The 20,911-nt window shown below is 67.6% G+C and carries 33 protein-coding genes; 2 read left to right on the top strand and 31 right to left on the bottom strand.

Annotated elements, in window-relative coordinates:
* Together ABIA36_RS10360 and ABIA36_RS10355 are read right to left on the bottom strand one after the other, a co-directional pair.
* The gene (locus ABIA36_RS10360) at positions 1-1,302 is read right to left on the bottom strand and encodes an MFS transporter (RefSeq protein ID WP_369962282.1); all 1,302 of its coding nucleotides are present in this window, start codon (positions 1,300-1,302) and stop codon (positions 1-3) included.
* Between the two features lie 57 nt (positions 1,303-1,359).
* Positions 1,360-2,001, bottom strand: coding sequence for a TetR/AcrR family transcriptional regulator (locus tag ABIA36_RS10355; protein ID WP_369962281.1), 642 nt, complete (start codon positions 1,999-2,001; stop codon positions 1,360-1,362).
* Between the two features lie 93 nt (positions 2,002-2,094).
* Between ABIA36_RS10355 and ABIA36_RS10350 the strand changes: the two genes are divergently transcribed.
* A complete protein-coding gene (locus tag ABIA36_RS10350; RefSeq protein WP_369962280.1) occupies positions 2,095-2,988 on the top strand; it encodes a shikimate dehydrogenase in 894 nt (297 codons plus the stop codon).
* A complete protein-coding gene (locus ABIA36_RS10345) occupies positions 2,988-4,772 on the top strand; it encodes a bifunctional sugar phosphate isomerase/epimerase/4-hydroxyphenylpyruvate dioxygenase family protein (RefSeq protein WP_369962279.1) in 1,785 nt (594 codons plus the stop codon). Before ABIA36_RS10350 ends, ABIA36_RS10345 begins: the two co-directional genes overlap by 1 nt.
* A 68-nt stretch (positions 4,773-4,840) precedes the next feature.
* Here the strand turns inward: ABIA36_RS10345 and rplQ are convergent, their stop codons facing one another.
* The 29 genes from rplQ to rpsJ form a co-directional block, all read right to left on the bottom strand.
* Complete coding sequence (gene rplQ / locus ABIA36_RS10340; protein ID WP_369962278.1) at positions 4,841-5,401, bottom strand: 50S ribosomal protein L17; 561 nt, start codon at positions 5,399-5,401, stop codon at positions 4,841-4,843.
* 50 nt (positions 5,402-5,451) lie between these two features.
* Positions 5,452-6,447 carry a DNA-directed RNA polymerase subunit alpha gene (locus ABIA36_RS10335; RefSeq protein ID WP_369962277.1) on the bottom strand — a complete coding sequence of 332 codons (996 nt, stop codon included), beginning with the start codon at positions 6,445-6,447 and terminating at the stop codon, positions 5,452-5,454.
* Between the two features lie 118 nt (positions 6,448-6,565).
* On the bottom strand, positions 6,566-6,964 hold the full coding sequence (gene rpsK, locus ABIA36_RS10330) for a 30S ribosomal protein S11 (RefSeq protein ID WP_018191944.1): 399 nt from the start codon (positions 6,962-6,964) through the stop codon (positions 6,566-6,568).
* A gap of 29 nt (positions 6,965-6,993) precedes the next feature.
* Complete coding sequence (gene rpsM, locus ABIA36_RS10325; RefSeq protein WP_179605016.1) at positions 6,994-7,368, bottom strand: 30S ribosomal protein S13; 375 nt, start codon at positions 7,366-7,368, stop codon at positions 6,994-6,996.
* 155 nt (positions 7,369-7,523) lie between these two features.
* Positions 7,524-7,637 (bottom strand): 50S ribosomal protein L36, encoded by a 114-nt coding sequence (gene rpmJ, locus ABIA36_RS10320; RefSeq protein ID WP_021759549.1) that lies wholly within the window; start codon positions 7,635-7,637, stop codon positions 7,524-7,526.
* Positions 7,638-7,716: 79 nt separating this feature from the next.
* Positions 7,717-7,938 carry a translation initiation factor IF-1 gene (gene infA / locus ABIA36_RS10315; RefSeq protein ID WP_011186713.1) on the bottom strand — a complete coding sequence of 74 codons (222 nt, stop codon included), beginning with the start codon at positions 7,936-7,938 and terminating at the stop codon, positions 7,717-7,719.
* A gap of 173 nt (positions 7,939-8,111) precedes the next feature.
* Positions 8,112-8,942: a type I methionyl aminopeptidase gene (gene map, locus ABIA36_RS10310; protein ID WP_369962276.1), complete on the bottom strand. Its 831-nt coding sequence runs from the start codon at positions 8,940-8,942 to the stop codon at positions 8,112-8,114.
* Positions 8,943-8,950: 8 nt separating this feature from the next.
* A complete protein-coding gene (locus ABIA36_RS10305; RefSeq protein WP_369962275.1) occupies positions 8,951-9,559 on the bottom strand; it encodes an adenylate kinase in 609 nt (202 codons plus the stop codon).
* Entirely contained in the window at positions 9,556-10,878 is a 1,323-nt protein-coding gene (gene secY / locus ABIA36_RS10300) for a preprotein translocase subunit SecY (protein ID WP_369962274.1), read from the bottom strand. Before secY ends, ABIA36_RS10305 begins: the two co-directional genes overlap by 4 nt.
* Before the next feature lie 79 nt (positions 10,879-10,957).
* Positions 10,958-11,623: a 50S ribosomal protein L15 gene (gene rplO, locus ABIA36_RS10295; RefSeq protein ID WP_369962273.1), complete on the bottom strand. Its 666-nt coding sequence runs from the start codon at positions 11,621-11,623 to the stop codon at positions 10,958-10,960.
* Positions 11,623-11,808: a 50S ribosomal protein L30 gene (rpmD, locus tag ABIA36_RS10290; RefSeq protein ID WP_185276507.1), complete on the bottom strand. Its 186-nt coding sequence runs from the start codon at positions 11,806-11,808 to the stop codon at positions 11,623-11,625. The genes rplO and rpmD overlap by 1 nt, the downstream gene beginning before the upstream one ends.
* Positions 11,808-12,527: a 30S ribosomal protein S5 gene (gene rpsE, locus ABIA36_RS10285; protein WP_369962272.1), complete on the bottom strand. Its 720-nt coding sequence runs from the start codon at positions 12,525-12,527 to the stop codon at positions 11,808-11,810. Before rpsE ends, rpmD begins: the two co-directional genes overlap by 1 nt.
* Entirely contained in the window at positions 12,524-12,895 is a 372-nt protein-coding gene (gene rplR, locus ABIA36_RS10280) for a 50S ribosomal protein L18 (RefSeq protein ID WP_369962271.1), read from the bottom strand. Before rplR ends, rpsE begins: the two co-directional genes overlap by 4 nt.
* 2 nt (positions 12,896-12,897) lie before the next feature.
* Positions 12,898-13,434, bottom strand: coding sequence for a 50S ribosomal protein L6 (gene rplF, locus ABIA36_RS10275; protein ID WP_369962270.1), 537 nt, complete (start codon positions 13,432-13,434; stop codon positions 12,898-12,900).
* Between the two features lie 7 nt (positions 13,435-13,441).
* Positions 13,442-13,840 (bottom strand): 30S ribosomal protein S8, encoded by a 399-nt coding sequence (rpsH, locus tag ABIA36_RS10270; RefSeq protein WP_179605006.1) that lies wholly within the window; start codon positions 13,838-13,840, stop codon positions 13,442-13,444.
* Positions 13,841-13,951: 111 nt separating this feature from the next.
* Complete coding sequence (rplE, locus tag ABIA36_RS10265) at positions 13,952-14,539, bottom strand: 50S ribosomal protein L5 (RefSeq protein ID WP_185276503.1); 588 nt, start codon at positions 14,537-14,539, stop codon at positions 13,952-13,954.
* Positions 14,539-14,898 (bottom strand): 50S ribosomal protein L24, encoded by a 360-nt coding sequence (gene rplX / locus ABIA36_RS10260; RefSeq protein ID WP_369962269.1) that lies wholly within the window; start codon positions 14,896-14,898, stop codon positions 14,539-14,541. Before rplX ends, rplE begins: the two co-directional genes overlap by 1 nt.
* 2 nt (positions 14,899-14,900) lie before the next feature.
* Positions 14,901-15,269 (bottom strand): 50S ribosomal protein L14, encoded by a 369-nt coding sequence (rplN, locus tag ABIA36_RS10255; protein ID WP_021759574.1) that lies wholly within the window; start codon positions 15,267-15,269, stop codon positions 14,901-14,903.
* Positions 15,266-15,571, bottom strand: coding sequence for a 30S ribosomal protein S17 (rpsQ, locus tag ABIA36_RS10250; protein ID WP_055913973.1), 306 nt, complete (start codon positions 15,569-15,571; stop codon positions 15,266-15,268). The genes rplN and rpsQ overlap by 4 nt, the downstream gene beginning before the upstream one ends.
* A complete protein-coding gene (gene rpmC / locus ABIA36_RS10245; RefSeq protein ID WP_369962268.1) occupies positions 15,571-15,918 on the bottom strand; it encodes a 50S ribosomal protein L29 in 348 nt (115 codons plus the stop codon). Before rpmC ends, rpsQ begins: the two co-directional genes overlap by 1 nt.
* Positions 15,918-16,337 carry a 50S ribosomal protein L16 gene (gene rplP, locus ABIA36_RS10240; RefSeq protein ID WP_055894786.1) on the bottom strand — a complete coding sequence of 140 codons (420 nt, stop codon included), beginning with the start codon at positions 16,335-16,337 and terminating at the stop codon, positions 15,918-15,920. Before rplP ends, rpmC begins: the two co-directional genes overlap by 1 nt.
* A gap of 2 nt (positions 16,338-16,339) precedes the next feature.
* Entirely contained in the window at positions 16,340-17,116 is a 777-nt protein-coding gene (rpsC, locus tag ABIA36_RS10235; protein WP_369962267.1) for a 30S ribosomal protein S3, read from the bottom strand.
* Positions 17,116-17,508 (bottom strand): 50S ribosomal protein L22, encoded by a 393-nt coding sequence (gene rplV, locus ABIA36_RS10230; RefSeq protein WP_369962266.1) that lies wholly within the window; start codon positions 17,506-17,508, stop codon positions 17,116-17,118. The genes rpsC and rplV overlap by 1 nt, the downstream gene beginning before the upstream one ends.
* A gap of 24 nt (positions 17,509-17,532) precedes the next feature.
* Positions 17,533-17,814 carry a 30S ribosomal protein S19 gene (rpsS, locus tag ABIA36_RS10225; RefSeq protein ID WP_018191964.1) on the bottom strand — a complete coding sequence of 94 codons (282 nt, stop codon included), beginning with the start codon at positions 17,812-17,814 and terminating at the stop codon, positions 17,533-17,535.
* Between the two features lie 12 nt (positions 17,815-17,826).
* Complete coding sequence (gene rplB / locus ABIA36_RS10220) at positions 17,827-18,666, bottom strand: 50S ribosomal protein L2 (protein ID WP_345834048.1); 840 nt, start codon at positions 18,664-18,666, stop codon at positions 17,827-17,829.
* A gap of 18 nt (positions 18,667-18,684) precedes the next feature.
* Complete coding sequence (gene rplW / locus ABIA36_RS10215) at positions 18,685-18,984, bottom strand: 50S ribosomal protein L23 (protein ID WP_369962265.1); 300 nt, start codon at positions 18,982-18,984, stop codon at positions 18,685-18,687.
* A complete protein-coding gene (gene rplD / locus ABIA36_RS10210) occupies positions 18,984-19,634 on the bottom strand; it encodes a 50S ribosomal protein L4 (RefSeq protein ID WP_369962264.1) in 651 nt (216 codons plus the stop codon). Before rplD ends, rplW begins: the two co-directional genes overlap by 1 nt.
* A 4-nt stretch (positions 19,635-19,638) precedes the next feature.
* A complete protein-coding gene (gene rplC, locus ABIA36_RS10205; protein ID WP_369962263.1) occupies positions 19,639-20,298 on the bottom strand; it encodes a 50S ribosomal protein L3 in 660 nt (219 codons plus the stop codon).
* Between the two features lie 14 nt (positions 20,299-20,312).
* The gene (gene rpsJ / locus ABIA36_RS10200; RefSeq protein WP_005050520.1) at positions 20,313-20,621 is read right to left on the bottom strand and encodes a 30S ribosomal protein S10; all 309 of its coding nucleotides are present in this window, start codon (positions 20,619-20,621) and stop codon (positions 20,313-20,315) included.
* Positions 20,622-20,911 lie beyond the last annotated feature (290 nt).

Below are 20,911 nucleotides of genomic sequence, written 5' to 3'. Positions count from 1 at the left end.
CTAGCGGCGGCCCAGGTCGGCCGTCGGGGTCTTCGCGGTCTCCCGCGCCGTCAGCGCCGCCAACGTCACGACCACCGCGATCACCGCAGTGAACACGGAGATGACGATCCAGCCGTCCGGCCCGGTGCCGCCCATCGCCGTGACGATGGTGGGCGCGAAGCCGGCCATCAGGAAGCCGAGCTGCGTGCCGATCGCGACGCCGGAGAAGCGCACCTCGCGGGGGAACATCTCGTTGTAGAAGGACGGCCACACCGCGTTCGCCGCGGCGTACCCGCAGGAGAACACCGCCACCGCGAGCAGGAACGTCACCCACACCTCCGAGCCCGACATCGACCGCAGGTAGAACGGCATCAGCACCGCGCTGGCGAGGGCGCCGTAGACGAACACGGGCTTGCGGCCGATCCGGTCGGCCAGCATCCCGAACAGCGGCTGGGTGACGAGCGCCACGAGGTTCGCGACGACCACCAGCCAGAGCGTCACCGACGCTTCGAGTCCGGCGTCCGTCCCGTAGGCGATGGCGAGGTTGCCGAACACGGTGGAGACCGCGGCGATCATCGCGAGCACCACCACGCGCAGCACGTCGCGCCAGTGCGAGCGCAGCAGGCCGACCAGCGGCAGCTTCTCGATCTCGCCGCCCTCCGCCGCGCTGACGAACTCCGGCGACTCCGCCAGCGACCGGCGCACGACGAACGCGACGACGACCACGACGGCCGACAGCCAGAACGGGATGCGCCAGCCGACGGAGTACAGCACGTCCTCCGGCAGCTGCATGATCGGGATGAACGCGATGGCCGCCAGCACCTGACCGCCCTGCGTACCGGTCAGCGTCCACGAGGTGAAGAAGGCGCGGCGCCGCTCTGGCGCGTGCTCCAGCGTCATGGAGCTCGCGCCGGCCTGCTCGCCCGCGGCGGACAGCCCCTGCAGCAGCCGGCAGAACACCAGCAGCACAGGAGCGAGCCAGCCGACCGTCGAGAACGTCGGCAGGCAGCCGATCGCGAAGGTGGAGAAGCCCATCAGCGCGAGCGTGAACACCAGCACCTTCCTGCGACCGATCCGGTCGCCGAAATGCCCGAGGATCACCGCGCCGACCGGGCGCGCCACGTAGGCGAAGCCGAACGTCGCGAACGACATCACCCGCGCGGTGGTGTCGGCGTCCGGGAAGAAGACGTGCGGGAAGATCAGCGCGGCGGCCGACCCGAAGATGAAGAAGTCGTAGTACTCGACGGCCGAGCCGAGGAATCCGGCGAAGGCCGCACGCACCGGGGTGCGCGTGGGCGTGGGGGAAGGAGCGACGGTGGTCATCGTCGACACTCGTTTCTTTCGTAGCTATTCGATCCGCCGGGGAGCACCCCGGCACGATCAACGGTCCGCGGTCAGGAGCGCGACGATCATGTCGCCGAGCATCCGCCGGTAATGCGGGGCACGCGCCTGGTTCAGCAGATCGCGGCCGAAGAGGTACCCGAACGTGTGGCGGTTGGCCACCGGGAAGACGCAGAAGGAGCTGATCGCCAGGTGCACGTCCGTGGCGTCGAGGTCGTCGCGGAACAGGCCGGCGGCCCGGCCGCGGCGCAGCACCTCGTCGATCAGCTCAAGGGCCGGGAGCGCGAGGCTCTCCGGCTCCCCCACCTCGCGCAGGAAAGCGGCGCGGTGGATGTTCTCGATCGCCACGAGCCGGACGAAGTCCTGCCGGCTGGTGTGGTGGTCGAAGGTGCGCTCGGCGATGGCGCGGATGGCCTCCACCGGCTCGAGACCGGAGACGTCGAGCTGCTGCTCGTAGCCGCGCATCTCGGCGTAGGCGGCCTCCAGCACGCTCACGTAGAGCTGCTCCTTGCCGCCGAAGTAGTAGTAGATCATCCGCTTGGTGGTGCTCATCCGGCGCGCGATCTCGTCCACGCGGGCGCCGGAGTAGCCACGGTCGGCGAACTCTCGGGTCGCGACGGCGAGGATCTCGGCCCGCGTACGCTCCGCGTCGCGAATCCGCTCGTGATCCAGCCGGGCCATCCCGCCTCCTCGCTAATGAACTATCTGGTACGTTAAGAAACCTCGTGGCGCTTGTCAAGCGGCGCGATTCCGCACGGTGGTCGAGGAGGACGCATGAGCGTGGTCGGAGAGTCGTACCTGGTCGGGCTGCTGGGCGAAGGCGTCCTGCCCTCCCTGACTCCTCCCCTGCACGAGCGGGAGGCCGACGAGCAGGGGCTGCGCTATCTCTACCGGCCCATCGATCTGCTCGGAATCGATCACGCCGACGACCTCGACGCGACCATCGCCCGGGTCCTGGACGCCGCCGCGCTGCTCGGATTCGACGCCCTCAATATCACCCACCCCTGCAAGCAGCGCGTCCTCGCCCACCTCGACGAGGTGACGGCCTCAGCGACGGCGATCGGCTCGGTCAACACCGTGCTGCTCGCGGACGGCCAGCGCGTCGGCCACAACACCGACGTCACCGGTTTCGCCTCCGCGCTCCGCGACGGCCTCCCCGGCGCCGACCTCGGCCACGTCGTCGTCATCGGCGCAGGCGGGGCCGGGGCCGCCGTCTGCGCCGCGCTGCTGGAGGCCGGGGCCGCCCGGCTGACCGTCGCGGACCTCGACGCCGCGCGGGCCGGGGCGCTGGCCGCGTCCCTCGCACCGCGGTTCCCGGCCGCGTCGGCCTCCGGCGTCTCCCCGGACGCCCTGCCCGAGCTGCTGGCCGAGGGGGCGAGCGCCGTGAGCGGCCTGGTCAACGCCAGCTTCGTCGGCATGCACACCCATCCCGGCATCCCGCTCGACGCCGGGCTGCTGCGACCGGACCTCTGGGTGGCGGACGTCGTCTACCGGCCGGTCGAGACCGAGCTGCTCCGCGCGGCACGCGAGGCCGGCTGCCGCACACTCGACGGCGGCGGCATGGCCGTCGGGCAGGCGGCCGACGCCTTCCGGCTCATCACCGGAGCCGAGCCCGACCGGGAGCGGATGCGCGCGCACTTCGCTGCGATGATCCGGGAGGGCCGCTGATGCGCACCTCGATCGCGATTGTCTGCCTCTCCGGAACGCTCGTCGACAAGCTGCACGCCATCGCCGACGCCGGATTCGACGCCGTCGAGGTCTTCGAGCCCGACCTGATCGCCGCGCCCCAGTCGCCGGAGGAGGTGCGCGCGCTCTGCGACCGGCTCGGCCTGGAGATCGCGCTCTACCAGCCGTTCCGCGACGCGGAGGGCGTCACCGAGACCGAGTTCGCGCAGGTGCTGCGCCGGGCGGAGGCGAAGTTCGTGCTCATGGACCGGCTCGGCGTCGACACGGTCCTGGTGTGCAGTAACGTCGCCACCGCCTCGGTCGACGATGATGCGGTCTCGGCCGAGCAGCTCGGCCGCCTCGCCGACCGCGCCGACGCGCACGGCAAGCGTCTCGCCTTCGAGGCCCTGGCCTGGGGGCGGTACATCGACGACTACCGGCGGGCCTGGCGCATCGTGGAACGCGCGGACCATCCGGCCCTCGGCGTGTGCCTGGACAGCTTCCACATCCTCTCCCGCGGCCACGACCCCGCCGACATCGAGCGGATCCCGGGCGAGAAGATCTTCTTCGTCCAGCTCGCGGACGCCCCGCTGCTGTCGATGGACGTGCTCTCCTTGAGCCGGCACCACCGGCTGTTCCCAGGCGAGGGCGGCTTCGACCTCCCGGCGTTCGTCGGCCACACCCTCCGTGCCGGTTACACGGGTCCGCTCTCGCTGGAGGTCTTCAACGACGTCTTCCGGCAGACCGATCCGGCCCGGACCGCCCGGCACGCCCTCCGGTCGCTGACGGTCCTGGAGGACGCCCTCGAGACCGGCACCGCCCGTCCGGCCGCCGAGCCCCGCGGACTCGACCAGGTGGAGGTCAAGGCGCAGGACACCGATCCCATCGCGGCCGTGCTGGAGCGGATCGGCTTCGCGCCGCGCGGTCGCCACGTCACGAAACCGGCCTGGCTCTACGCCGCCGGCGAGGCCCGGATCGTCCTCAACGAGCACAACGCCGCGGGCGCGAGCCCGCACGTCGCCGGCTTCGGCATCCGCACCGACCGCCCTGAGGAGGCCGCCGCCCGGACCGAGCGCCTCGGGGCGAAGCGCGCGCACCGCCGCGTGCTGTCCGGGGAGGCCGACCTCCCGGCCGTGCTCGCGCCCGACGGCACGGAGATCTTGATCAGCGGCCCGGAGAGCGGCTCGGCGTGGCCTGGCGAGTTCGCCGGCGGCCGGGGCACGCCCGATCCGGCGATCCGCGGCATCGACCACGTGAACCTCACCGAGCCGGCCGCCGACATCGAGGAGGCGGTGCTGTTCTACGGCACGGCCCTCGGTCTCACGCGCGAGTCGTCGGCGGAGCTGGCCGGCCCGGCCGGCCTCGTGCGCAGCCAGGTGCTCCGCTCGCGCGACGGTGCCGTGCGGCTCGCGCTGAACGTCGTCCCGCCGCTCGCAGAGCGCGCGACGACCGCGGCGCAGCGGCACGCCCAGCACGTGGCGATCGCGTGCGACGACCTCCACGGACTGGTCGAGCGTGCACGAGCCCGGGGGCTCCGGACGGTCCCGGTCTCGGCGAACTACTACGACGACCTCGCCGCCCGATTCGAGCTGGCGCCGGGCGAGCTGGAGCGGCTCAAGGACTCCGGCCTGCTCTACGACCGCGACGCCTCGGGCGAGTACCTGCACTGCTACACCGAGACGGTGGGCGCCGTGTTCTTCGAGCTGGTGGAGCGGCGCGGCCGCTACGACGGCTTCGGCGCCGCAAACACGCCGGTGCGGCTCACCGCGCAGCACAGCGCCGCCTGACCAGCTGTTAACGGCGAAACGCCCCGCATCCGAACGGATGCGGGGCGTTTCGACGGGATGCGGAAGGCTCAGGCCTTCTCGGCCTCCGCCTCGGCGGTGGTCTCCTCGGCGGCCTCGGCGTCGCCGGTGGCCTCCTCGACGACCTCGGCCTCAGCGGCGGCGGTCTCCTCGGACGTGGTGTCCTCGGCGGTCTCGTCCTCGACGACCGGCTCCTCGACCGGAGCGGCCTTCGGGGCGGCGGCCTTCTTGGTCGACTTCACCTTCGGGGCGACGGGCTCGAGCACGAGCTCGATCTGCGCCATCGGCGCGTTGTCACCCTTGCGGTAGCCGAGCTTGGTGATGCGGGTGTAGCCGCCCTCACGCTCGGCGACCAGCGGCGCGATCTCGGTGAAGAGCTCGTGCACGACGGACTTGTCGCCGATGAGCGCGAGCACGCGACGGCGGGCGTGCAGGTCGCCGCGCTTCGCGAACGTGATCAGACGCTCGGCGTAGGGACGCAGGCGCTTGGCCTTGGTCTCCGTGGTCTTGATGCTCTTGTGCGTGAACAGCGCGGCGGCCAGGTTGGCGAGCATGAGGCGCTCGTGCGCGGGACCGCCTCCGAGGCGGGGGCCCTTCGTGGGCTTAGGCATGATCGGTTATCTCCAGATAGTGAAAAGTCGAAGGCTTCGCTGACGCGGCCTCAGATGGTGGTCTCGTCTTCTTCGTACCCGCTGTAGAAGTGGGCGCCGTCGAATCCGGGGACCGAGTCCTTGAGCGAGAGCCCCATCTCGGTCAGCTTGTCCTTGACCTCGTCCACCGACTTCTGACCGAAGTTGCGGATGTTCATGAGCTGCGTCTCCGACAGCGAGACGAGCTCGCTGACGGTGTTGATGCCCTCACGCTTGAGGCAGTTGTACGAACGGACCGACAGGTCGAGGTCCTCGATCGGCATCGACAGCTCGGAGCTGAGCACCTGGTCGACCGGCGCGGGGCCGATCTCGATGCCCTCGGCCGCGCTGTTGAGCTCGCGGGCCAGACCGAACAGCTCGGTGAGCGTGCGGCCGGCGGACGCGATGGCGTCGCGCGGGCTGATCGCCGGCTTGGTCTCGACGTCGACCACGAGGCGGTCGAAGTCGGTGCGCTCGCCGGCACGGGTGGCCTCGACGCGGTAGGTGACCTTGAGGACCGGGGAGTAGATCGAGTCGATCGGGATCTGGCCCGCCTCGGAGTACTCGTTGCGGTTCTGCTGGGCCGAGACGTAGCCGCGGCCGCGCTCGATGGTCAGCTCGACCTCGAACTTCGCCTTGTCGTTCAGGGTGGCGATGACGAGCTCGGGGTTGTGGATCTCCACGCCCGCCGGGGCCGAGATGTCGGCCGCGGTGACCTGGCCGGAGCCGGTCTTGCGGAGGTAGGCGGTGATCGGCTCGTCGTGCTCGCTGGAGACGACGAGGCCCTTGATGTTCAGGATGATCTCGGTGACATCCTCCTTGACACCGGGAACCGTGCTGAACTCGTGCAGCACGCCGTCGATGCGGATGCTGGTGACCGCTGCGCCCGGGATGGAGGAGAGCAGGGTGCGACGCAGGGAGTTGCCGAGGGTGTAGCCGAAGCCCGGCTCGAGCGGCTCGATGACGAACCGCGAGCGGAACTCGGAGATGTTCTCTTCGGTGAGCGTAGGACGCTGTGCAATGAGCACTATTGATTCCTTTCGGCTGAGTGTCCGCTATATGACACTCGCGTGAGTGAGGTGGGGTTCGTCACGCCGTCAGGCGGCGGCCCGGGTGGACCGCCGCCTGGGCGGACGTGGAAGAGAACTAGACGCGGCGACGCTTCGGCGGGCGGCAGCCGTTGTGCGCCTGCGGGGTGACGTCGTTGATCGAGCCCACCTCGAGGCCGGCGGCCTGCAGCGAGCGGATCGCGGTCTCGCGGCCCGAGCCCGGGCCCTTGACGAAGACGTCGACCTTCTTCATCCCGTGCTCCTGCGCCTGGCGGGCGGCCGACTCGGCTGCGAGCTGGGCGGCGAACGGGGTGGACTTGCGCGAGCCCTTGAAGCCAACTCCACCGGAGGACGCCCACGAGATGACCGCACCGGTGGTGTCGGTGATCGAGACGATGGTGTTGTTGAAGGTGCTCTTGATGTGGGCCTGGCCCACAGCGATGTTCTTCTTTTCCTTCTTGCGCGGCTTGCGAGCGGCCGACTTGGGTGCTGCCATTGTGTTTCTCCTTCAGTCCTGTTGTCGGCCTAGCGAGCCTTCTTCTTACCGGCGACGGTCCGCTTCGGACCCTTGCGGGTACGCGCGTTCGTCTTGGTTCGCTGGCCGCGGACCGGGAGGCCCTTGCGGTGGCGGATGCCCTCGTAGCTGCCGATCTCGACCTTGCGGCGGATGTCGGCGGCGACCTCGCGGCGGAGGTCGCCCTCGACTTTGAAGTTGCCTTCGATGAAGTCGCGCAGTGCGACGAGCTGGTCGTCGGTCAGGTCCTTGACGCGGATGTCGCCGGAGATCCCGGTCTCGCGAAGGGTCTGCAGCGCACGCGTGCGCCCGACGCCGTAGATGTAGGTGAGTGCGACCTCCACGCGCTTCTCGCGCGGGATGTCGACGCCTGCTAGACGTGCCATGGTGTGGCTTCTCCTGTGATGAGTGGAGGTCTTCAGCGATCCCGGTGCCCCGGCCTCCTCCGAGGGTGTCCCCCGCATCCGCGCTAGACGGATGCGGGTTCTGGGATCGCTTCGCTATTCAATTGATGTGTACTGCCAGTCGAGTGGTGCTGCGATCAGCCCTGGCGCTGCTTGTGGCGCGGGTTCTCGCAGATGACCATGACCCGTCCGTTGCGGCGGATGACCTTGCACTTGTCGCAGATCTTCTTGACGGAAGGCTTGACCTTCATAGTGTTGTTACCTTTGTTCGCTGTCCTCGTACCTCGCCAGGGGCTACCCGGTGGCGTGGCCGTTACTTACAGCAGCCCATTACTTGTAGCGATAGACGATCCGGCCGCGGGTCAGATCGTAGGGGCTCAGCTCCACGATCACGCGGTCCTCGGGGAGGATGCGGATGTAGTGCTGGCGCATCTTGCCGGAGATGTGGGCAAGAACCTTGTGACCGTTGGTGAGCTCGACGCGGAACATCGCGTTGGGGAGCGCCTCGATCACAGATCCTTCGATCTCGATGACACCGTCTTTTTTGGCCATAGCCTCACTGTCGCTAGTCGTAGTGGTTTGCTGGTCGTGCGTTGACTGGTGCCGGACGCGCAGAAAGCGCGCCTAAGACACCAAGGATCAATCTTATGGGATACCGGCCCATTTCGCCAATTCTGGTCTATCAACTGCGCCCGCTGTGAGCGAACAGGACCCGGAAGGCGTCCTCACGGGATGGGCGTCGGGGTGATCCCGAACGGCGCGAGCCCCGCGGCACCGCCGTCGAGCGCCGTCAGCACCCAGATGCCGTCGGCGTGCACCGCCACACTGTGCTCCCAGTGCGCCGCGGCCGAGCCGTCCTCGGTGGCGACGGTCCAGCCGTCGTCCTTCACGTAGGTGTCCTGGTCGCCCAGCACCACCATCGGCTCGATCGCGACCACGAGCCCGGGCCGGACCTCCGGCCCCTTGGAGCGCACCCGGTAGTTGAACACCGGCGGCTCCTCGTGCATGCGGCGACCGATCCCGTGGCCGATGTAGTCGGTGAGGATGCCGTAGTCGCCCTGCGACATGATGTGGTCCTCGATCGCCTCGCCCACCTCGTTGAGGTGACGGGCGCGCGCCAGGCGGGCGATGCCATGCCACAGCGACTGCTCGGTGACGTCGGAGAGCTTCTGCCGCTCGGCGACGCGCTCCGGGTGCGCCGGATCGGGCAGCACGAACGTGCGCGCGGCGTCGCCGTTCCAGCCCTCCTGGATGGCGCCGCTGTCGATGGACAGGATGTCACCCGGCTGCAGGATCCGCGGGCCGGGGATGCCGTGCACGACCTCGTCGTTGACCGACGCGCAGATCGTGTGGTGGTAGCCGGCCTCCAGCTTGAAGTTCGATTTGCCGCCGGCCGCCTCGATCGCGGACTCGGCGATCCGGTCGAGCTCGAGCGTCGAGACGCCAGCCGCTACCGCCGCCGCGACCGCGTCCAACGACGCAGCCGTCGCCCGTCCCGGCGCGACCATCAGGCGGAGCTGGGCGGGCGACTTGTAGAACGACCGTCGAAAAGCCATGGAGCGCTTCAGGCGACCGGCTCGCCGGCGCCCTCCAGCGGGAGGATGCCGCGCTCGGCGAGAGCCGAGCGGATGCGCGCAGCGACGTCGTCCATATCGCCCAGGCCGTCCACCGGCACGAGCAGACCGCGGTCGCGGTACACGTCGATCAGCGGCGACGTTTCGCGGACGTACACATCCTGGCGGTGCCGGATGGCCTCCTCGGAGTCGTCGGCGCGACCCTGCTCCTGCGCGCGCTTGGTGAGGCGCGAGACGATCTCGTCCTGGTCGGCGACGAGCTGGATCACCGCCGCGAGCTCCTGGCCCTTGGAGGCCAGCAGGTCGTCGAGGTACTTGACCTGCTCGAGCGTGCGCGGGTAGCCGTCGAGGAGGAAGCCGTCCTTCGCGTCGTCCTCCGCCAGCCGGTCGGTGACGAGCTGGTTGGTGAGGCTGTCCGGAACGTAGTCGCCCGCGTCGACGATCGCCTTGACCTGCTGGCCGAGCGGGGTCTCGTTCTTGATGTTGGCCCGGAAGATGTCGCCCGTGGAGATGTCGGGGATCCCGTACGTGGAGGTGATGCGGGAGGCCTGAGTGCCCTTGCCCGCTCCGGGAGGTCCGACGATCAGCATACGGGTCAACGCAGAAGCCCTTCGTAGTGCCGCTGCTGGAGCTGGGAGTCGATCTGCTTGACCGTCTCGAGTCCCACACCGACGATGATGAGGATGGACGTGCCGCCGAACATGAAGTTCTGGCTGGCGCCGAGCAATGCGAACGCTATCAGCGGGATCAGGGCGATGATGCCGAGGTAGATCGAGCCGGGCAGCGTCACGCGCGTCAGCACGTAGTCGAGGTACTCGGCGGTCGGGCGGCCCGCGCGGATCCCGGGGATGAAGCCGCCGTACTTCTTCATGTTGTCGGCGACCTCCTCCGGGTTGAACGTGATGGCCACGTAGAAGTACGTGAAGCCCACGATCAGCAGGAAGTAGAGCAGCATGTAGAGCGGGTGGTCGCCCTTGGTCAGGTAGTTCGTGATCCAGGTCACCCAGGGCGCCGGGGCCTTGCCCGCCGCGGGCTGGTTGAACTGCGCGATCAGGGCCGGCAGGTAGAGCAGCGACGACGCGAAGATGACCGGCACGACACCCGCCATGTTCACCTTGATCGGGATGTACGTGTTGTTGCCGCCGTAGGTGCGGCGGCCGACCATCCGCTTGGCGTACTGCACCGGGATGCGACGCTGCGACTGCTCGACGAACACGACGGCGGCGACGATCAGCAGACCGATCGCGATCACCACCAACATCACCTCGATGCTCTGCGACTGGCCGATCGCCCAGAGGGAGCTCGGGAACTGCGCGGCGATGGAGGTGAAGATCAGGAGGGACATGCCGTTGCCGATGCCGCGCTCGGTGACGAGCTCGCCCATCCACATGATGAGGCCGGTGCCGGCGGTCATCGTGATGACCATCAGCATGATGGCGTACCAGGAGTCGTCCGTGATGAGCTGCGTGCACTGCGAGACGGCTGTGGTGCCGAAGAGGGCGCCCGAACGGGCGACGGTGATGAGGGTCGTCGACTGGAGGACGCCCAGCGCGATCGTGAGATAGCGCGTGTACTGCGTGAGCTTCGCCTGGCCGGCCTGGCCCTCCTTGTAGAGGGTCTCGAAGCGCGGGATGACCACGCGGAGGAGCTGCACGATGATCGACGCGGTGATGTACGGCATAATGCCGAGCGCGAAGATCGAGAGTTTGAGGAGAGCGCCACCGGAGAACAGGTTGACCAGGGAGTAGAGCCCCGACGTGTCCTGGTTGGCGTTCAGACAGGTCTGCACATTCGGGAAGTCGACGAACGGCGCAGGGATGAAGGAGCCCAGCCGGAACAGGGCGATGATCCCCAGCGTGAAGAAGATCTTCCGGCGGAGGTCCGGGGTGCGGAAGATCCGCGCGACGGCGCTAAACAAAAGTGCGTCCTGCTTTCCTGTAAGAGTCAGTCGGGTGACCGGGAGTCCCGGCCACCCGACTGCGCTGCTTTACGGGCGGCTACTTGACGGAGCCACCAGCGGCGACGATCTTCTGCTCGGCGGAGCCGGAGACCTTGTCGACCGCAACGTTCAGCTTAACCGCAATGTCCCCGTTACCGAGAACCTTGACCTTCTCGTTCTTGCGAACGGCTCCCTTGGAGACGAGGTCGGCGATGGTGACATCGCCGCCGGCCGGGTACAGCTCGGCCAGCTTCTCGAGGTTGACCACCTGGTACTCGACGCGGAACGGGTTCTTGAACCCGCGCAGCTTCGGCGAACGCATGTGGAACGGGAGCTGACCGCCCTGGAAGCCCGGGCGGACCTGGTAGCGGGCCTTGGTGCCCTTCGTGCCACGGCCCGCGGTCTTGCCCTTGGAACCCTCACCGCGTCCGACGCGGGTCTTGTCCTTCTTGGCGCCCGCGGCGGGACGGAGGTGGTGCACCTTGAGGACCTGCTCGCGGGGCTCCGCGACGTCCTTCTTGGCCGGGGCCTTCTTCGCCGGGGCGGAGACGGTCTCGCCCGTGCTGGAGGCGGCGGCCTTGTCGGCAGCGGCCTTCGCCGGAGCCTTCTTGGCCGGAGCCTTCTTCGCGGCAGCCGGCTTGTCGGCGGCGGCCTTGGTGGTGGTGCTCTTCTTGGCGGCCGGCTTCTCGGCAGCGGCCTCAGTGGTCGGCTTGTCGTCAGCCATTAGTCGATCTCCTCAACCTTCACCAGGTGAGCGACGGTGTTGACGTACCCGCGGTTCTGCGGGGTGTCCTCGCGGACGGTGACGTCACCGATTCGCTTCAGTCCCAGACTGCGCAGCGTGTCGCGCTGGTACTGCTTCTCGCTCACTTTCGACTTGATCTGCGTGATCTTCAGGCGCGCGGCCATCAGGCACCTACCTTCTCTGCCTTCTTGGCGGCAGCAGCGGCCTCGGCCGCCTCCGCCTCGGCACGCAGCAGGCGCGCGGGCGCGACCTGGTCGTAGTCGAGACCACGGCGAGCTGCGACGGCACGGGGCTCCTCGAGCTGCTGCAGCGCCTCGACGGTCGCGTGCACGATGTTGATCGTGTTGGACGAGCCGAGCGACTTGCTCAGTACGTCGTGGATTCCGGCGCACTCCAGGACGGCGCGCACCGGGCCACCGGCGATAACACCGGTACCGGCGGCGGCCGGACGCAGGAGGACGACGCCGGCGGCGGCCTCACCCTGCACCGGGTGCGGGATGGTGTTGCCGACGCGCGGGACGCGGAAGAAGTTCTTCTTCGCCTCCTCGACGCCCTTCGAGATCGCCAGCGGCACCTCGCGGGCCTTGCCGTAGCCGACGCCCACCAGACCGTTGCCGTCGCCGACGACCACGAGAGCGGTGAAGCTGAAGCGACGACCGCCCTTCACGACCTTGGAGACGCGGTTGATGGTGACGACGCGCTCCAGGAACTGGCTCTTGTCGGCGTCCCGGCTGCCGCGGTCGCGGTTGGGGTTGCGCTCCCGGCCACCGCGGCGCGGCTCGCGCTCGCGGTTGTTGTCGGTCGACGCAGCGGTCTCGACCGGCTGTGCGGTCTCCGTTACCTCAGCGGCCACGGTCTGCTCCTTGTTAGTCTCGTCGCTCACAGGTTCAGCCCACCTTCACGAGCGCCTTCGGCGACGGCCGCAACGCGACCGGCGTACTTGCTGCCGCCACGGTCGAAGACCACGGCCTCGACACCGGCGCTCTTCGCGCGCTCGGCGACGAGCTCGCCCACCTTGCGGGCCTTGGCGGTCTTGTCACCGTCGAAGCCGCGCAGGTCGGTCTCCATGGTCGACGCGGAGGCCAGCGTGTGGCCCTTGGCGTCGTCGACGATCTGGACGAAGACGTGACGGGCCGAACGGGTCACGACCAGGCGAGGACGGACCTCGGTGCCCACGACCTTCTTGCGGAGGCGGGTGTGACGACGGTCGCGAGCGGCCGCCTTGCTCTTTCCTCTGGTACCCAGAGCCATGATTACTTACCAGCCTTTCCGGCCTTGCGACGGACGACCTCGCCGGCGTAACGCACGCCCTTGCCCTTGTACGGCTCGGGCTTGCGGATCTTGCGGATGTTCGCGGCGACCTCGCCTACAGCCTGCTTGTCGATCCCGCTCACGGTGAGCTTGTTGTTGCCCTCCACCGTGAAGGTGATGCCGGCCGGCGGCTCGACGTTGACCGGGTGCGAGAAGCCGAGCGCGAACTCGACGCCCGCGCCCTTCTGCGCCACGCGGTATCCGGTGCCGACGATCTCCAGGCCCTTGGAGTAGCCCTGGGTGACGCCGATGATGTTGTTGTTGATGAGCGTGCGGGTGAGGCCGTGGAGCGAGCGCGACGCGCGCTCGTCGTCCGGACGGGTGACCAGGACCTGGCCCTCCTCCAGCTTCGCCTCGATCGGGCTCGCGACGGTGAGCGTGAGCTCGCCCTTCGGGCCCTTGACAGTGACGGTCTGGCCGTCGATCTTCACATCGACCCCAGCGGGGACGTCGATGGGCAGTCTTCCAATACGCGACATGGCAGGGTCACCACACGTAGGCGAGGACTTCCCCACCCACGCCCTTCTTCTCAGCCTGGCGGTCCGTGAGGAGCCCCGAGGAGGTGGACAGGATGGCGACACCGAGGCCGCCGAGGACCTTGGGGAGCTCCGTGGACTTCGCGTATACGCGGAGGCCGGGCTTGGAGACGCGCTTGATGCCGGCGATGGAGCGCTCACGGTTCGGACCGAACTTGAGGTTGAGCGTCAGGGTCTGGCCGACACGGGCGTCCGAGACCTCCCAGCCGGAGATGTAGCCCTCGTTGGTGAGGATCTCCGCGATGTGGGCCTTGAGCTTGGAGTGCGGCATCGACACGGTGTCGTGGTGCGCCGAGTTCGCGTTGCGCAGTCTGGTCAGCATGTCTGCGACCGGATCTGTCATCGTCATTGCGGTTTTCCTTCGTTCACCAGGTTTCGTACAGCCGTTACACGACTGACGACCTGTGGTGGAAGTGGGCCGGCCGGGCGGCCGGCCCACAAAGAGACAAGACTACTAGAGTCAGTTGCTCGTCTCGTTCGAGCGGAACGGGAACCCGAGCTGCTTGAGCAGCGCGCGGCCCTCGTCGTCGTTCTTGGCGGTGGTGACGACCGTGATGTCCATACCGCGGACACGGTCGATCCGGTCCTGGTTGATCTCGTGGAACATCGACTGCTCCGTAAGACCGAACGTGTAGTTGCCGTTGCCGTCGAACTGCTTGTCGCTCAGGCCGCGGAAGTCCCGGATACGGGGCAGCGCGAGCGAGAGCAGCCGGTCGAGGAACTCCCACATGCGGTCGCCGCGCAGCGTGACGTGCGCGCCGATCGGCTGGCCCTCGCGCAGCTTGAACTGCGCGATGGACTTGCGGGCCTTCGTGACCTGCGGCTTCTGGCCGGTGATCAGGGTGAGGTCGTTGATCGCACCGTCGATCACCTTGCCGTCACGAGCAGCCTCGCCGACGCCCATGTTGACGACGATCTTCACGAGACCGGGCACCTGGTGCACGTTCGTGAAACCGAAGTCGCCCTTGAGCTGAGCGGAGATCTCGTTCTTGTACTTCTGCTTCAGGCGAGGCTGGATTTTGCCAGCACTCGTTGCAGTGTCCGTCATTACAGGTCCTTACCAGACTTCTTGGCGTAACGAACGCGGACCGTCTTGGCGACGCCGTCCTTCGTAACGGTCTCGGTGCGGAAGCCGACGCGGGTCGGCTTCTTGGTCTCGGGGTCGACGAGCGCCACGTTGGACACGTGGATCGGAGCCTCGTGGGTCTCGATGCCGCCGGTCTTCGTGCCACGCTGCGTCTGACCGACGCGCACGTGCTTGGTCACGAAGTTGACGCCCTCGACGATCACGCGGTTCTTCTCCACGAGGACCTCGATGACACGACCCTGCTTGCCACGGTCGCCACCGCGGGCCTGCGAGCGGCCCGAGATGACCTGGACCAGGTCGCCCTTCTTGATGTTCGCCATGGTTACAGCACCTCCGGGGCCAGCGAGATGATCTTCATGAACTTCTTGTCGCGAAGCTCACGGCCGACCGGGCCGAAGATGCGGGTGCCACGGGGGTCACCGTCGTTCTTCAGGATCACGGCGGCGTTCTCGTCGAACTTGATGTAGGAGCCGTCCGGGCGGCGGGTGTTCTTCCGCACGCGGACGACGACTGCCTTGACGACATCGCCCTTCTTGACGTTGCCGCCGGGGATGGCGTCCTTGACCGTGGCGACGATGACGTCACCCAGGCCGGCGTAGCGACGGCTGGAGCCGCCGAGGACGCGGATGGTGAGAAGCTCCTTGGCGCCGGTGTTGTCGGCGACCTTGAGTCGGGATTCCTGCTGAATCACTTGGCCTTCTCCAGAATCTCAACCAGGCGCCACCGCTTGGAGGCGCTCAGCGGACGGGTCTCGTTGATGAGAACGAGGTCGCCGATGCCGGCGGTGTTGTTCTCGTCGTGCGCCTTCACCTTGGAGGTGCGGCGGAGGACCTTGCCGTACAGGGGGTGCTTCACGCGGTCCTCGACCTCGACGACGATGGTCTTGTCCATCTTGTCGCTGACGACGTACCCGCGACGGGCCTTGCGGTAACCGCGGACGATGGCCTCGTCGGCCGCCGACTCCGCGGCCGCAGCCTTGGTGGTCTCAGCCATTACTTGGCCTCCTCAGTCTCGGTCTCGGCGACCTCGGCGGCCGCGGGGGCCGACTCCTTCGCCTTGCTCTTCGCTGCGTTCTTAGCAGTCTTGGCCTTAGCCGGCGCGACCTCGGCCGGAGCCGGGGTCGCCCGGATCCCGAGCTCGCGCTCGCGGATCACGGTGTAGATACGAGCGATGTCGCGCTTGACCGCACGCAGGCGGCCGTGGCTCTCGAGCTGACCGGTGGCCGACTGGAAGCGCAGGTTGAACAGCTCTTCCTTGGCCTTCTTCAGCTCGTCGATCAGACGCTCGTCTTCAAAGGTGTCGAGCTCGCTGGGAGCGAGCTCCTTGGTGCCGATCGCCATTACGCGTCGCCCTCCTCGCGCTTGATGATGCGTGCCTTGAGGGGCAGCTTGTGGATTGCACGGGTCATGGCCTCACGAGCGAGTTCCTCGGAGACGCCGGAGACCTCGAAGAGGACCCGACCCGGCTTGACGTTCGCGACCCACCACTCGGGGGAACCCTTACCGGAACCCATGCGGGTTTCGGCCGGCTTCTTCGTGAGCGGACGGTCCGGGTAGATGTTGATCCACACCTTGCCGCCACGCTTGATGTGACGCGTCATGGCGATACGAGCGGACTCGATCTGACGGTTGGTCACGTAAGCGGGGGTCAGGGCCTGGATGCCGAACTCGCCGAAGGAGACCTTCGTGCCACCGGTCGCCTGGCCGCTACGGCCGGGGTGGTGCTGCTTGCGGTGCTTGACTCTGCGTGGGATCAACATGGTTATGCCTCAACTCCTGCTGCGGCGGGCGCGGCCTCGGCGGCGGGAGCGTTGCTCCGGCCACCGCCGCGACGCGGACGGTCGCGGTCGTTGCGCTCGCGCGACGGCTTCTGGTTGGCCTGCTCGCGGGCAAGCTCCTTGTTCGTGATGTCGCCCTTGTAGATCCACACCTTGACACCGATGCGACCGAAGGTGGTCTTGGCCTCGTAGAAGCCGTAGTCGATGTTGGCGCGGAGCGTGTGCAGGGGCACACGACCCTCGCGGTAGAACTCCGAGCGGCTCATCTCGGCGCCGCCGAGACGGCCCGACACCTGGATGCGGACACCCTTGGCGCCGGCGCGCTGCGCGCCCTGCAGGCCCTTGCGCATCGCGCGGCGGAAGGCCACGCGGGCGGCGAGCTGCTCGGCGATGCCCTGAGCGACGAGCTGGGCGTCGGCCTCGGGGTTCTTGACCTCGAGGATGTTGAGCTGGATCTGCTTGCCCGAGAGCTTCTCGAGGTCGGAGCGGATGCGCTCGGCCTCGGCGCCACGACGACCGATCACGATGCCCGGACGGGCGGTGTGGATGTCGACGCGGACGCGGTCGCGGGTGCGCTCGATCTCGATGCGGGACACGCCCGCGCGGTCGAGCGACGTCTTCAGCAGGGTGCGGATCTTGACGTCCTCAGCGAGGTAGTCGCTGTAACGCTGACCCTTCTTCGTGCTGTCCGAGAACCAGCGCGACACGTGGTCGGTGGTGATGCCCAGACGGAAGCCGTACGGGTTGACTTTCTGACCCATTAGTTGCTCGCCTTCTTCGTAGCCGTGGCGTCCTGAACCTCATCGGGCGTCGCGAGGACGATCGTGATGTGGCTGGTGCGCTTGTTGATCCGGAAGGCGCGACCCTGTGCACGGGGCTGGAACCGCTTGAGGGTCGTGCCCTCGTCCACGAAGGCGCGGCTCACGTACAGGTCCTGCTCGTCCAGGTAGGTGTTGCTCTGGTCGGCCTTGACGCGCGCGTTGGCGATCGCCGACGCGACGAGCTTGTAGACCGGCTCGCTCGCGCTCTGCGGGGCGAACTTCAGGATGGCCAGGGCCTCCTGGGCCTGCTTGCCGCGGATCAGGTTGACGACGCGGCGGGCCTTCATGGGGGTGACGCGGATGTGACGCACGCGTGCGATCGACTCCACCATTTCTCTCCTCCTTACGCCACCGCGTTAGCGGCGGCGACCCTTCTTGTCGTCCTTCACGTGACCACGGAAGGTGCGGGTCGGCGCGAACTCGCCGAGCTTGTGACCGACCATGGTCTCGGTGACGAACACCGGGATGTGCTTGCGACCGTCGTGCACCGCGATGGTGTGACCCAGCATGGCCGGGACGATCATCGAGCGGCGCGACCAGGTCTTGATCACGTTCTTGCTGTTGGCCTCGTTCGCGGCGACCACCTTGCGAAACAGGTGCTCGTCGACGAAGGGGCCCTTCTTGAGACTGCGTGGCATCTTCTCGAACTCCTACTTACGCTTCTTGCCGGCGTTACGGCGGCGGACGATGAGCTTGTCGCTTTCCTTGTTGGGGTGGCGCGTGCGGCCTTCCTTCTGACCCCACGGGCTGACCGGGTGGCGACCACCGGAGGTCTTGCCCTCACCACCACCGTGCGGGTGGTCGATCGGGTTCATCGCGACACCGCGGACGGTCGGGCGGACGCCCTTCCAGCGCATACGGCCGGCCTTGCCCCAGTTGATGTTCGACTGCTCGGCGTTGCCGACCTCGCCGATCGTGGCGCGGCAGCGCACGTCGACGTTGCGGACCTCGCCCGAGGGGAGGCGCAGCTGGGCGTAGGGGCCGTCCTTCGCGACGAGACGCACCGAGGCGCCGGCGGAGCGGGCCATCTTGGCGCCACCGCCCGGCTTCAGCTCGATCGCGTGCACGACGGTACCGGTCGGGATGTTGCGCAGCGGCAGGTTGTTGCCCGGCTTGATGTCGGAGCCTGCGCCCGACTCGACCACGTCGCCCTGCTTCAGCCCGGCCGGAGCCAGGATGTAGCGCTTGGTGCCGTCCACGAAGTGGAGCAGCGCGATGCGGGCGGTGCGGTTGGGGTCGTACTCGATGTGCGCGACCTTGGCGTTGACGCCGTCCTTGTCGTTGCGACGGAAGTCGATCACGCGGTACTGGCGCTTGTGGCCACCACCGATGTGACGGGTCGTGATGCGGCCCTGGTTGTTGCGGCCACCGGTCTTCGACAGCGGACGGAGAAGGGACTTCTCCGGCGTCGAGCGGGTGATCTCGGCGAAGTCGGCGACCGAGGAGCCGCGACGACCGGGGGTCGTGGGCTTGTAGTTACGAATAGCCATGTCTGTCTTCCTCTAGTCTCAGCCGACGGCCGTGAAGATGTCGATGGATCCGGACTTCAGCGTGACGATGGCACGCTTGGTGTCCTTGCGCTTGCCGAGGCCGAACTTGGTGCGGCGGGTCTTGCCCTGACGGTTCAGGGTGTTCACCGACGCGACCTCGACCTTGAAGATCGACTCGATGGCGAGCTTGATCTCGGTCTTGTTGGAACGCGTGTCGACGAGGAAGGTGTACTTGCCCTCGTCGATCAGGCCGTAGCTCTTCTCGGAGACGACCGGAGCGATGATGATGTCGCGCGGGTCCTTGTTGACGGCGGCCATTACGCGTTCACCTCTTCCTTCTTGGTCTTGGACGCGATGAAGCCCTCGAGCGCGGCCTGCGAGAAGACGATGTCGTCGCTCACCAGGACGTCGTAGGCGTTCAGCTGGTCGTAGGTCAGCACGTGCACGGACGGGACGTTGCGCACGCTCTTGAAAGCGAGCTCGTCGTCGCGCTCCAGCACCACGAGGACGTGGCGGGAGGTCGCGACGCCGTTGAGCAGCTCCACGACGGCCTTGGTCGAGGGAGCCTCGCCGACCGTGAACGCCTGCACGGCGTGGATGCGGCTGCCGCGGGCGCGGTCCGAGAGGGCGCCGAGCAGAGCAGCGGCGATCATCTTCTTCGGGGTGCGCTGCGAGTAGTCGCGCGGGTTCGGTCCGTGGACCACGCCACCGCCGGTCATCTGAGGAGCGCGGATCGAGCCCTGACGAGCGCGACCGGTGCCCTTCTGCTTGAACGGCTTGCGGCCGGCGCCGGAGACCTCGCCACGACCCTTGGTCTTGTGCGTGCCCTGGCGCGCTGCGGCGAGCTGGGCGGTCACGACCTGGTGGATCAGCGGGATGTTGGTCTGAACGTCGAACAGGGAGTCCGGAAGCTCGATGGAGCCGGCCTTCTTGCCCTTGAGGTCGACGACGTCAATCGAGGTAGCCATTTACTCAGGCCCCCTTCACTGCGTTGCGGACGAAAACGATGCGGCCACGAGCGCCGGGAACGGCGCCCTTGACGAGCAGCAGGCCCTTCTCGGCGTCGACGGCCTGGACCTTGAGGTTCAGGACGGTCACGCGCTCGCCACCCATGCGACCGGCCATGCGCATGCCCTTGAAGACACGGCTTGGGGTCGAGGAGGCGCCGATGGAACCCGGCTTGCGGTGGTTGCGGTGCGCACCGTGCGAAGCGGAGACACCCTTGAAGTTGTGGCGCTTCATGACACCGGCGAAGCCCTTGCCCTTGGAGGTGCCGACGACGTCGACGAGCTGGCCCGCCTCGAACGTGGCGTCCACGGTGAGCTCCTGGCCGGCCGAGTACTCGGCGGCGTCGGCGGTGCGGACCTCGGTGAGGTGACGGCGCGGCGTGACGCCCGCCTTGTCGAAGTGGCCACCGGCCGGCTTGTTGACCTTGCGCGGGTCGATCTGGCCGTAGGCGATCTGGACGGCGTTGTAGCCGTCGACCTCGGGGGTGCGGACCTGGGTCACGACGTTCGGCGTGATCTCGATGACCGTGACGGGGATGAGCTTGTTGTTCTCGTCCCAGACCTGGGTCATGCCGAGCTTCTTGCCGAGGAGGCCACGCGAAGTCTTGGTCTCGTTGTTGGACATAGCGGCACTCCCCCTTAGAGCTTGATCTCGATGTTGACGTCCGCCGGCAGGTCGAGACGCATGAGCGAGTCGACGGCCTTCGGGGTCGGGTCGATGATGTCGATCAGCCGCTTGTGCGTGCGCATCTCGAAGTGCTCGCGGCTGTCCTTGTACTTGTGGGGCGAGCGGATGACGCACACCACGTTCTTCTCGGTGGGAAGCGGCACCGGGCCGACGACGGTCGCGCCTGCACGGGTCACCGTGTCGACGATCTTGCGCGCCGAGGTGTCGATGACCTCGTGGTCATACGACTTAAGCCGAATGCGGATCTTCTGTCCCGCCATGTCTGACTCTCTCTCTTGTTATGGCGTCGTACGAGACGGCTCTTACGAACCGCGCTCGCATTGGACGCAGTGCGACGTACGCGTGGGAAACGCCACTATTCTTCTGTCAACTCGCACGCACGCCTCGAGGCACAGAGAAATCCCTGCTTTTCGAAGGTGTCGATGTGAGCGTGTCCTGCTACCTGCGGCCTAACCCTCGACCACGGGCCCGAAGGCTCCCGCGGTGGGCTATGCACTGCCTGGCAGTGATCCGTTCGGAGCGCACATGAGCGCACTCGTTCCGAAATGTT

This window comes from Leifsonia sp. EB34, assembly GCF_041260585.1.
GTDB lineage: Bacteria > Actinomycetota > Actinomycetes > Actinomycetales > Microbacteriaceae > Leifsonia.
Note: the sequence above shows the minus strand (reverse complement) of the source record. Positions and strands in the feature narration are given on the sequence as shown.

What these genes read in the sequence shown, in the direction of transcription:
- ABIA36_RS10355 (WP_369962281.1), bottom strand. Translation starts at nt 2,001, where the DNA reads ATGGCCCGGCTGGATCACGAGCGGATTCGCGACGCGGAGCGTACGCGG.
- rplB (WP_345834048.1), bottom strand. Translation starts at nt 18,666, where the DNA reads ATGGCTATTCGTAACTACAAGCCCACGACCCCCGGTCGTCGCGGCTCC.
- rplD (WP_369962264.1), bottom strand. Translation starts at nt 19,634, where the DNA reads ATGGCTACCTCGATTGACGTCGTCGACCTCAAGGGCAAGAAGGCCGGC.
- rplR (WP_369962271.1), bottom strand. Translation starts at nt 12,895, where the DNA reads ATGGCTCTGGGTACCAGAGGAAAGAGCAAGGCGGCCGCTCGCGACCGT.
- ABIA36_RS10360 (WP_369962282.1), bottom strand. Translation starts at nt 1,302, where the DNA reads ATGACCACCGTCGCTCCTTCCCCCACGCCCACGCGCACCCCGGTGCGT.
- rpsC (WP_369962267.1), bottom strand. Translation starts at nt 17,116, where the DNA reads ATGGGTCAGAAAGTCAACCCGTACGGCTTCCGTCTGGGCATCACCACC.
- rpmC (WP_369962268.1), bottom strand. Translation starts at nt 15,918, where the DNA reads ATGGCGATCGGCACCAAGGAGCTCGCTCCCAGCGAGCTCGACACCTTT.
- map (WP_369962276.1), bottom strand. Translation starts at nt 8,942, where the DNA reads ATGGCTTTTCGACGGTCGTTCTACAAGTCGCCCGCCCAGCTCCGCCTG.
- rpsM (WP_179605016.1), bottom strand. Translation starts at nt 7,368, where the DNA reads ATGGCACGTCTAGCAGGCGTCGACATCCCGCGCGAGAAGCGCGTGGAG.
- rpsQ (WP_055913973.1), bottom strand. Translation starts at nt 15,571, where the DNA reads ATGGCTGAGACCACCAAGGCTGCGGCCGCGGAGTCGGCGGCCGACGAG.
- rplV (WP_369962266.1), bottom strand. Translation starts at nt 17,508, where the DNA reads ATGGTGGAGTCGATCGCACGCGTGCGTCACATCCGCGTCACCCCCATG.
- rpsH (WP_179605006.1), bottom strand. Translation starts at nt 13,840, where the DNA reads ATGACGATGACAGATCCGGTCGCAGACATGCTGACCAGACTGCGCAAC.
- rplX (WP_369962269.1), bottom strand. Translation starts at nt 14,898, where the DNA reads ATGGCGAACATCAAGAAGGGCGACCTGGTCCAGGTCATCTCGGGCCGC.
- infA (WP_011186713.1), bottom strand. Translation starts at nt 7,938, where the DNA reads ATGGCCAAAAAAGACGGTGTCATCGAGATCGAAGGATCTGTGATCGAG.
- rplP (WP_055894786.1), bottom strand. Translation starts at nt 16,337, where the DNA reads ATGTTGATCCCACGCAGAGTCAAGCACCGCAAGCAGCACCACCCCGGC.
- rpmD (WP_185276507.1), bottom strand. Translation starts at nt 11,808, where the DNA reads ATGGCCGCGCGCCTGAAGATCACGCAGATCAAGTCGAAAGTGAGCGAG.
- rpsJ (WP_005050520.1), bottom strand. Translation starts at nt 20,621, where the DNA reads ATGGCGGGACAGAAGATCCGCATTCGGCTTAAGTCGTATGACCACGAG.
- ABIA36_RS10345 (WP_369962279.1), top strand. Translation starts at nt 2,988, where the DNA reads ATGCGCACCTCGATCGCGATTGTCTGCCTCTCCGGAACGCTCGTCGAC.
- ABIA36_RS10350 (WP_369962280.1), top strand. Translation starts at nt 2,095, where the DNA reads ATGAGCGTGGTCGGAGAGTCGTACCTGGTCGGGCTGCTGGGCGAAGGC.
- rplE (WP_185276503.1), bottom strand. Translation starts at nt 14,539, where the DNA reads ATGACGGACACTGCAACGAGTGCTGGCAAAATCCAGCCTCGCCTGAAG.
- rplF (WP_369962270.1), bottom strand. Translation starts at nt 13,434, where the DNA reads ATGTCGCGTATTGGAAGACTGCCCATCGACGTCCCCGCTGGGGTCGAT.
- rpmJ (WP_021759549.1), bottom strand. Translation starts at nt 7,637, where the DNA reads ATGAAGGTCAAGCCTTCCGTCAAGAAGATCTGCGACAAGTGCAAGGTC.
- rpsS (WP_018191964.1), bottom strand. Translation starts at nt 17,814, where the DNA reads ATGCCACGCAGTCTCAAGAAGGGCCCCTTCGTCGACGAGCACCTGTTT.
- rplC (WP_369962263.1), bottom strand. Translation starts at nt 20,298, where the DNA reads ATGTCCAACAACGAGACCAAGACTTCGCGTGGCCTCCTCGGCAAGAAG.
- rpsK (WP_018191944.1), bottom strand. Translation starts at nt 6,964, where the DNA reads ATGGCAGCACCCAAGTCGGCCGCTCGCAAGCCGCGCAAGAAGGAAAAG.
- rplW (WP_369962265.1), bottom strand. Translation starts at nt 18,984, where the DNA reads ATGGCCGCCGTCAACAAGGACCCGCGCGACATCATCATCGCTCCGGTC.
- rplO (WP_369962273.1), bottom strand. Translation starts at nt 11,623, where the DNA reads ATGGCTGACGACAAGCCGACCACTGAGGCCGCTGCCGAGAAGCCGGCC.
- rplQ (WP_369962278.1), bottom strand. Translation starts at nt 5,401, where the DNA reads ATGCCTAAGCCCACGAAGGGCCCCCGCCTCGGAGGCGGTCCCGCGCAC.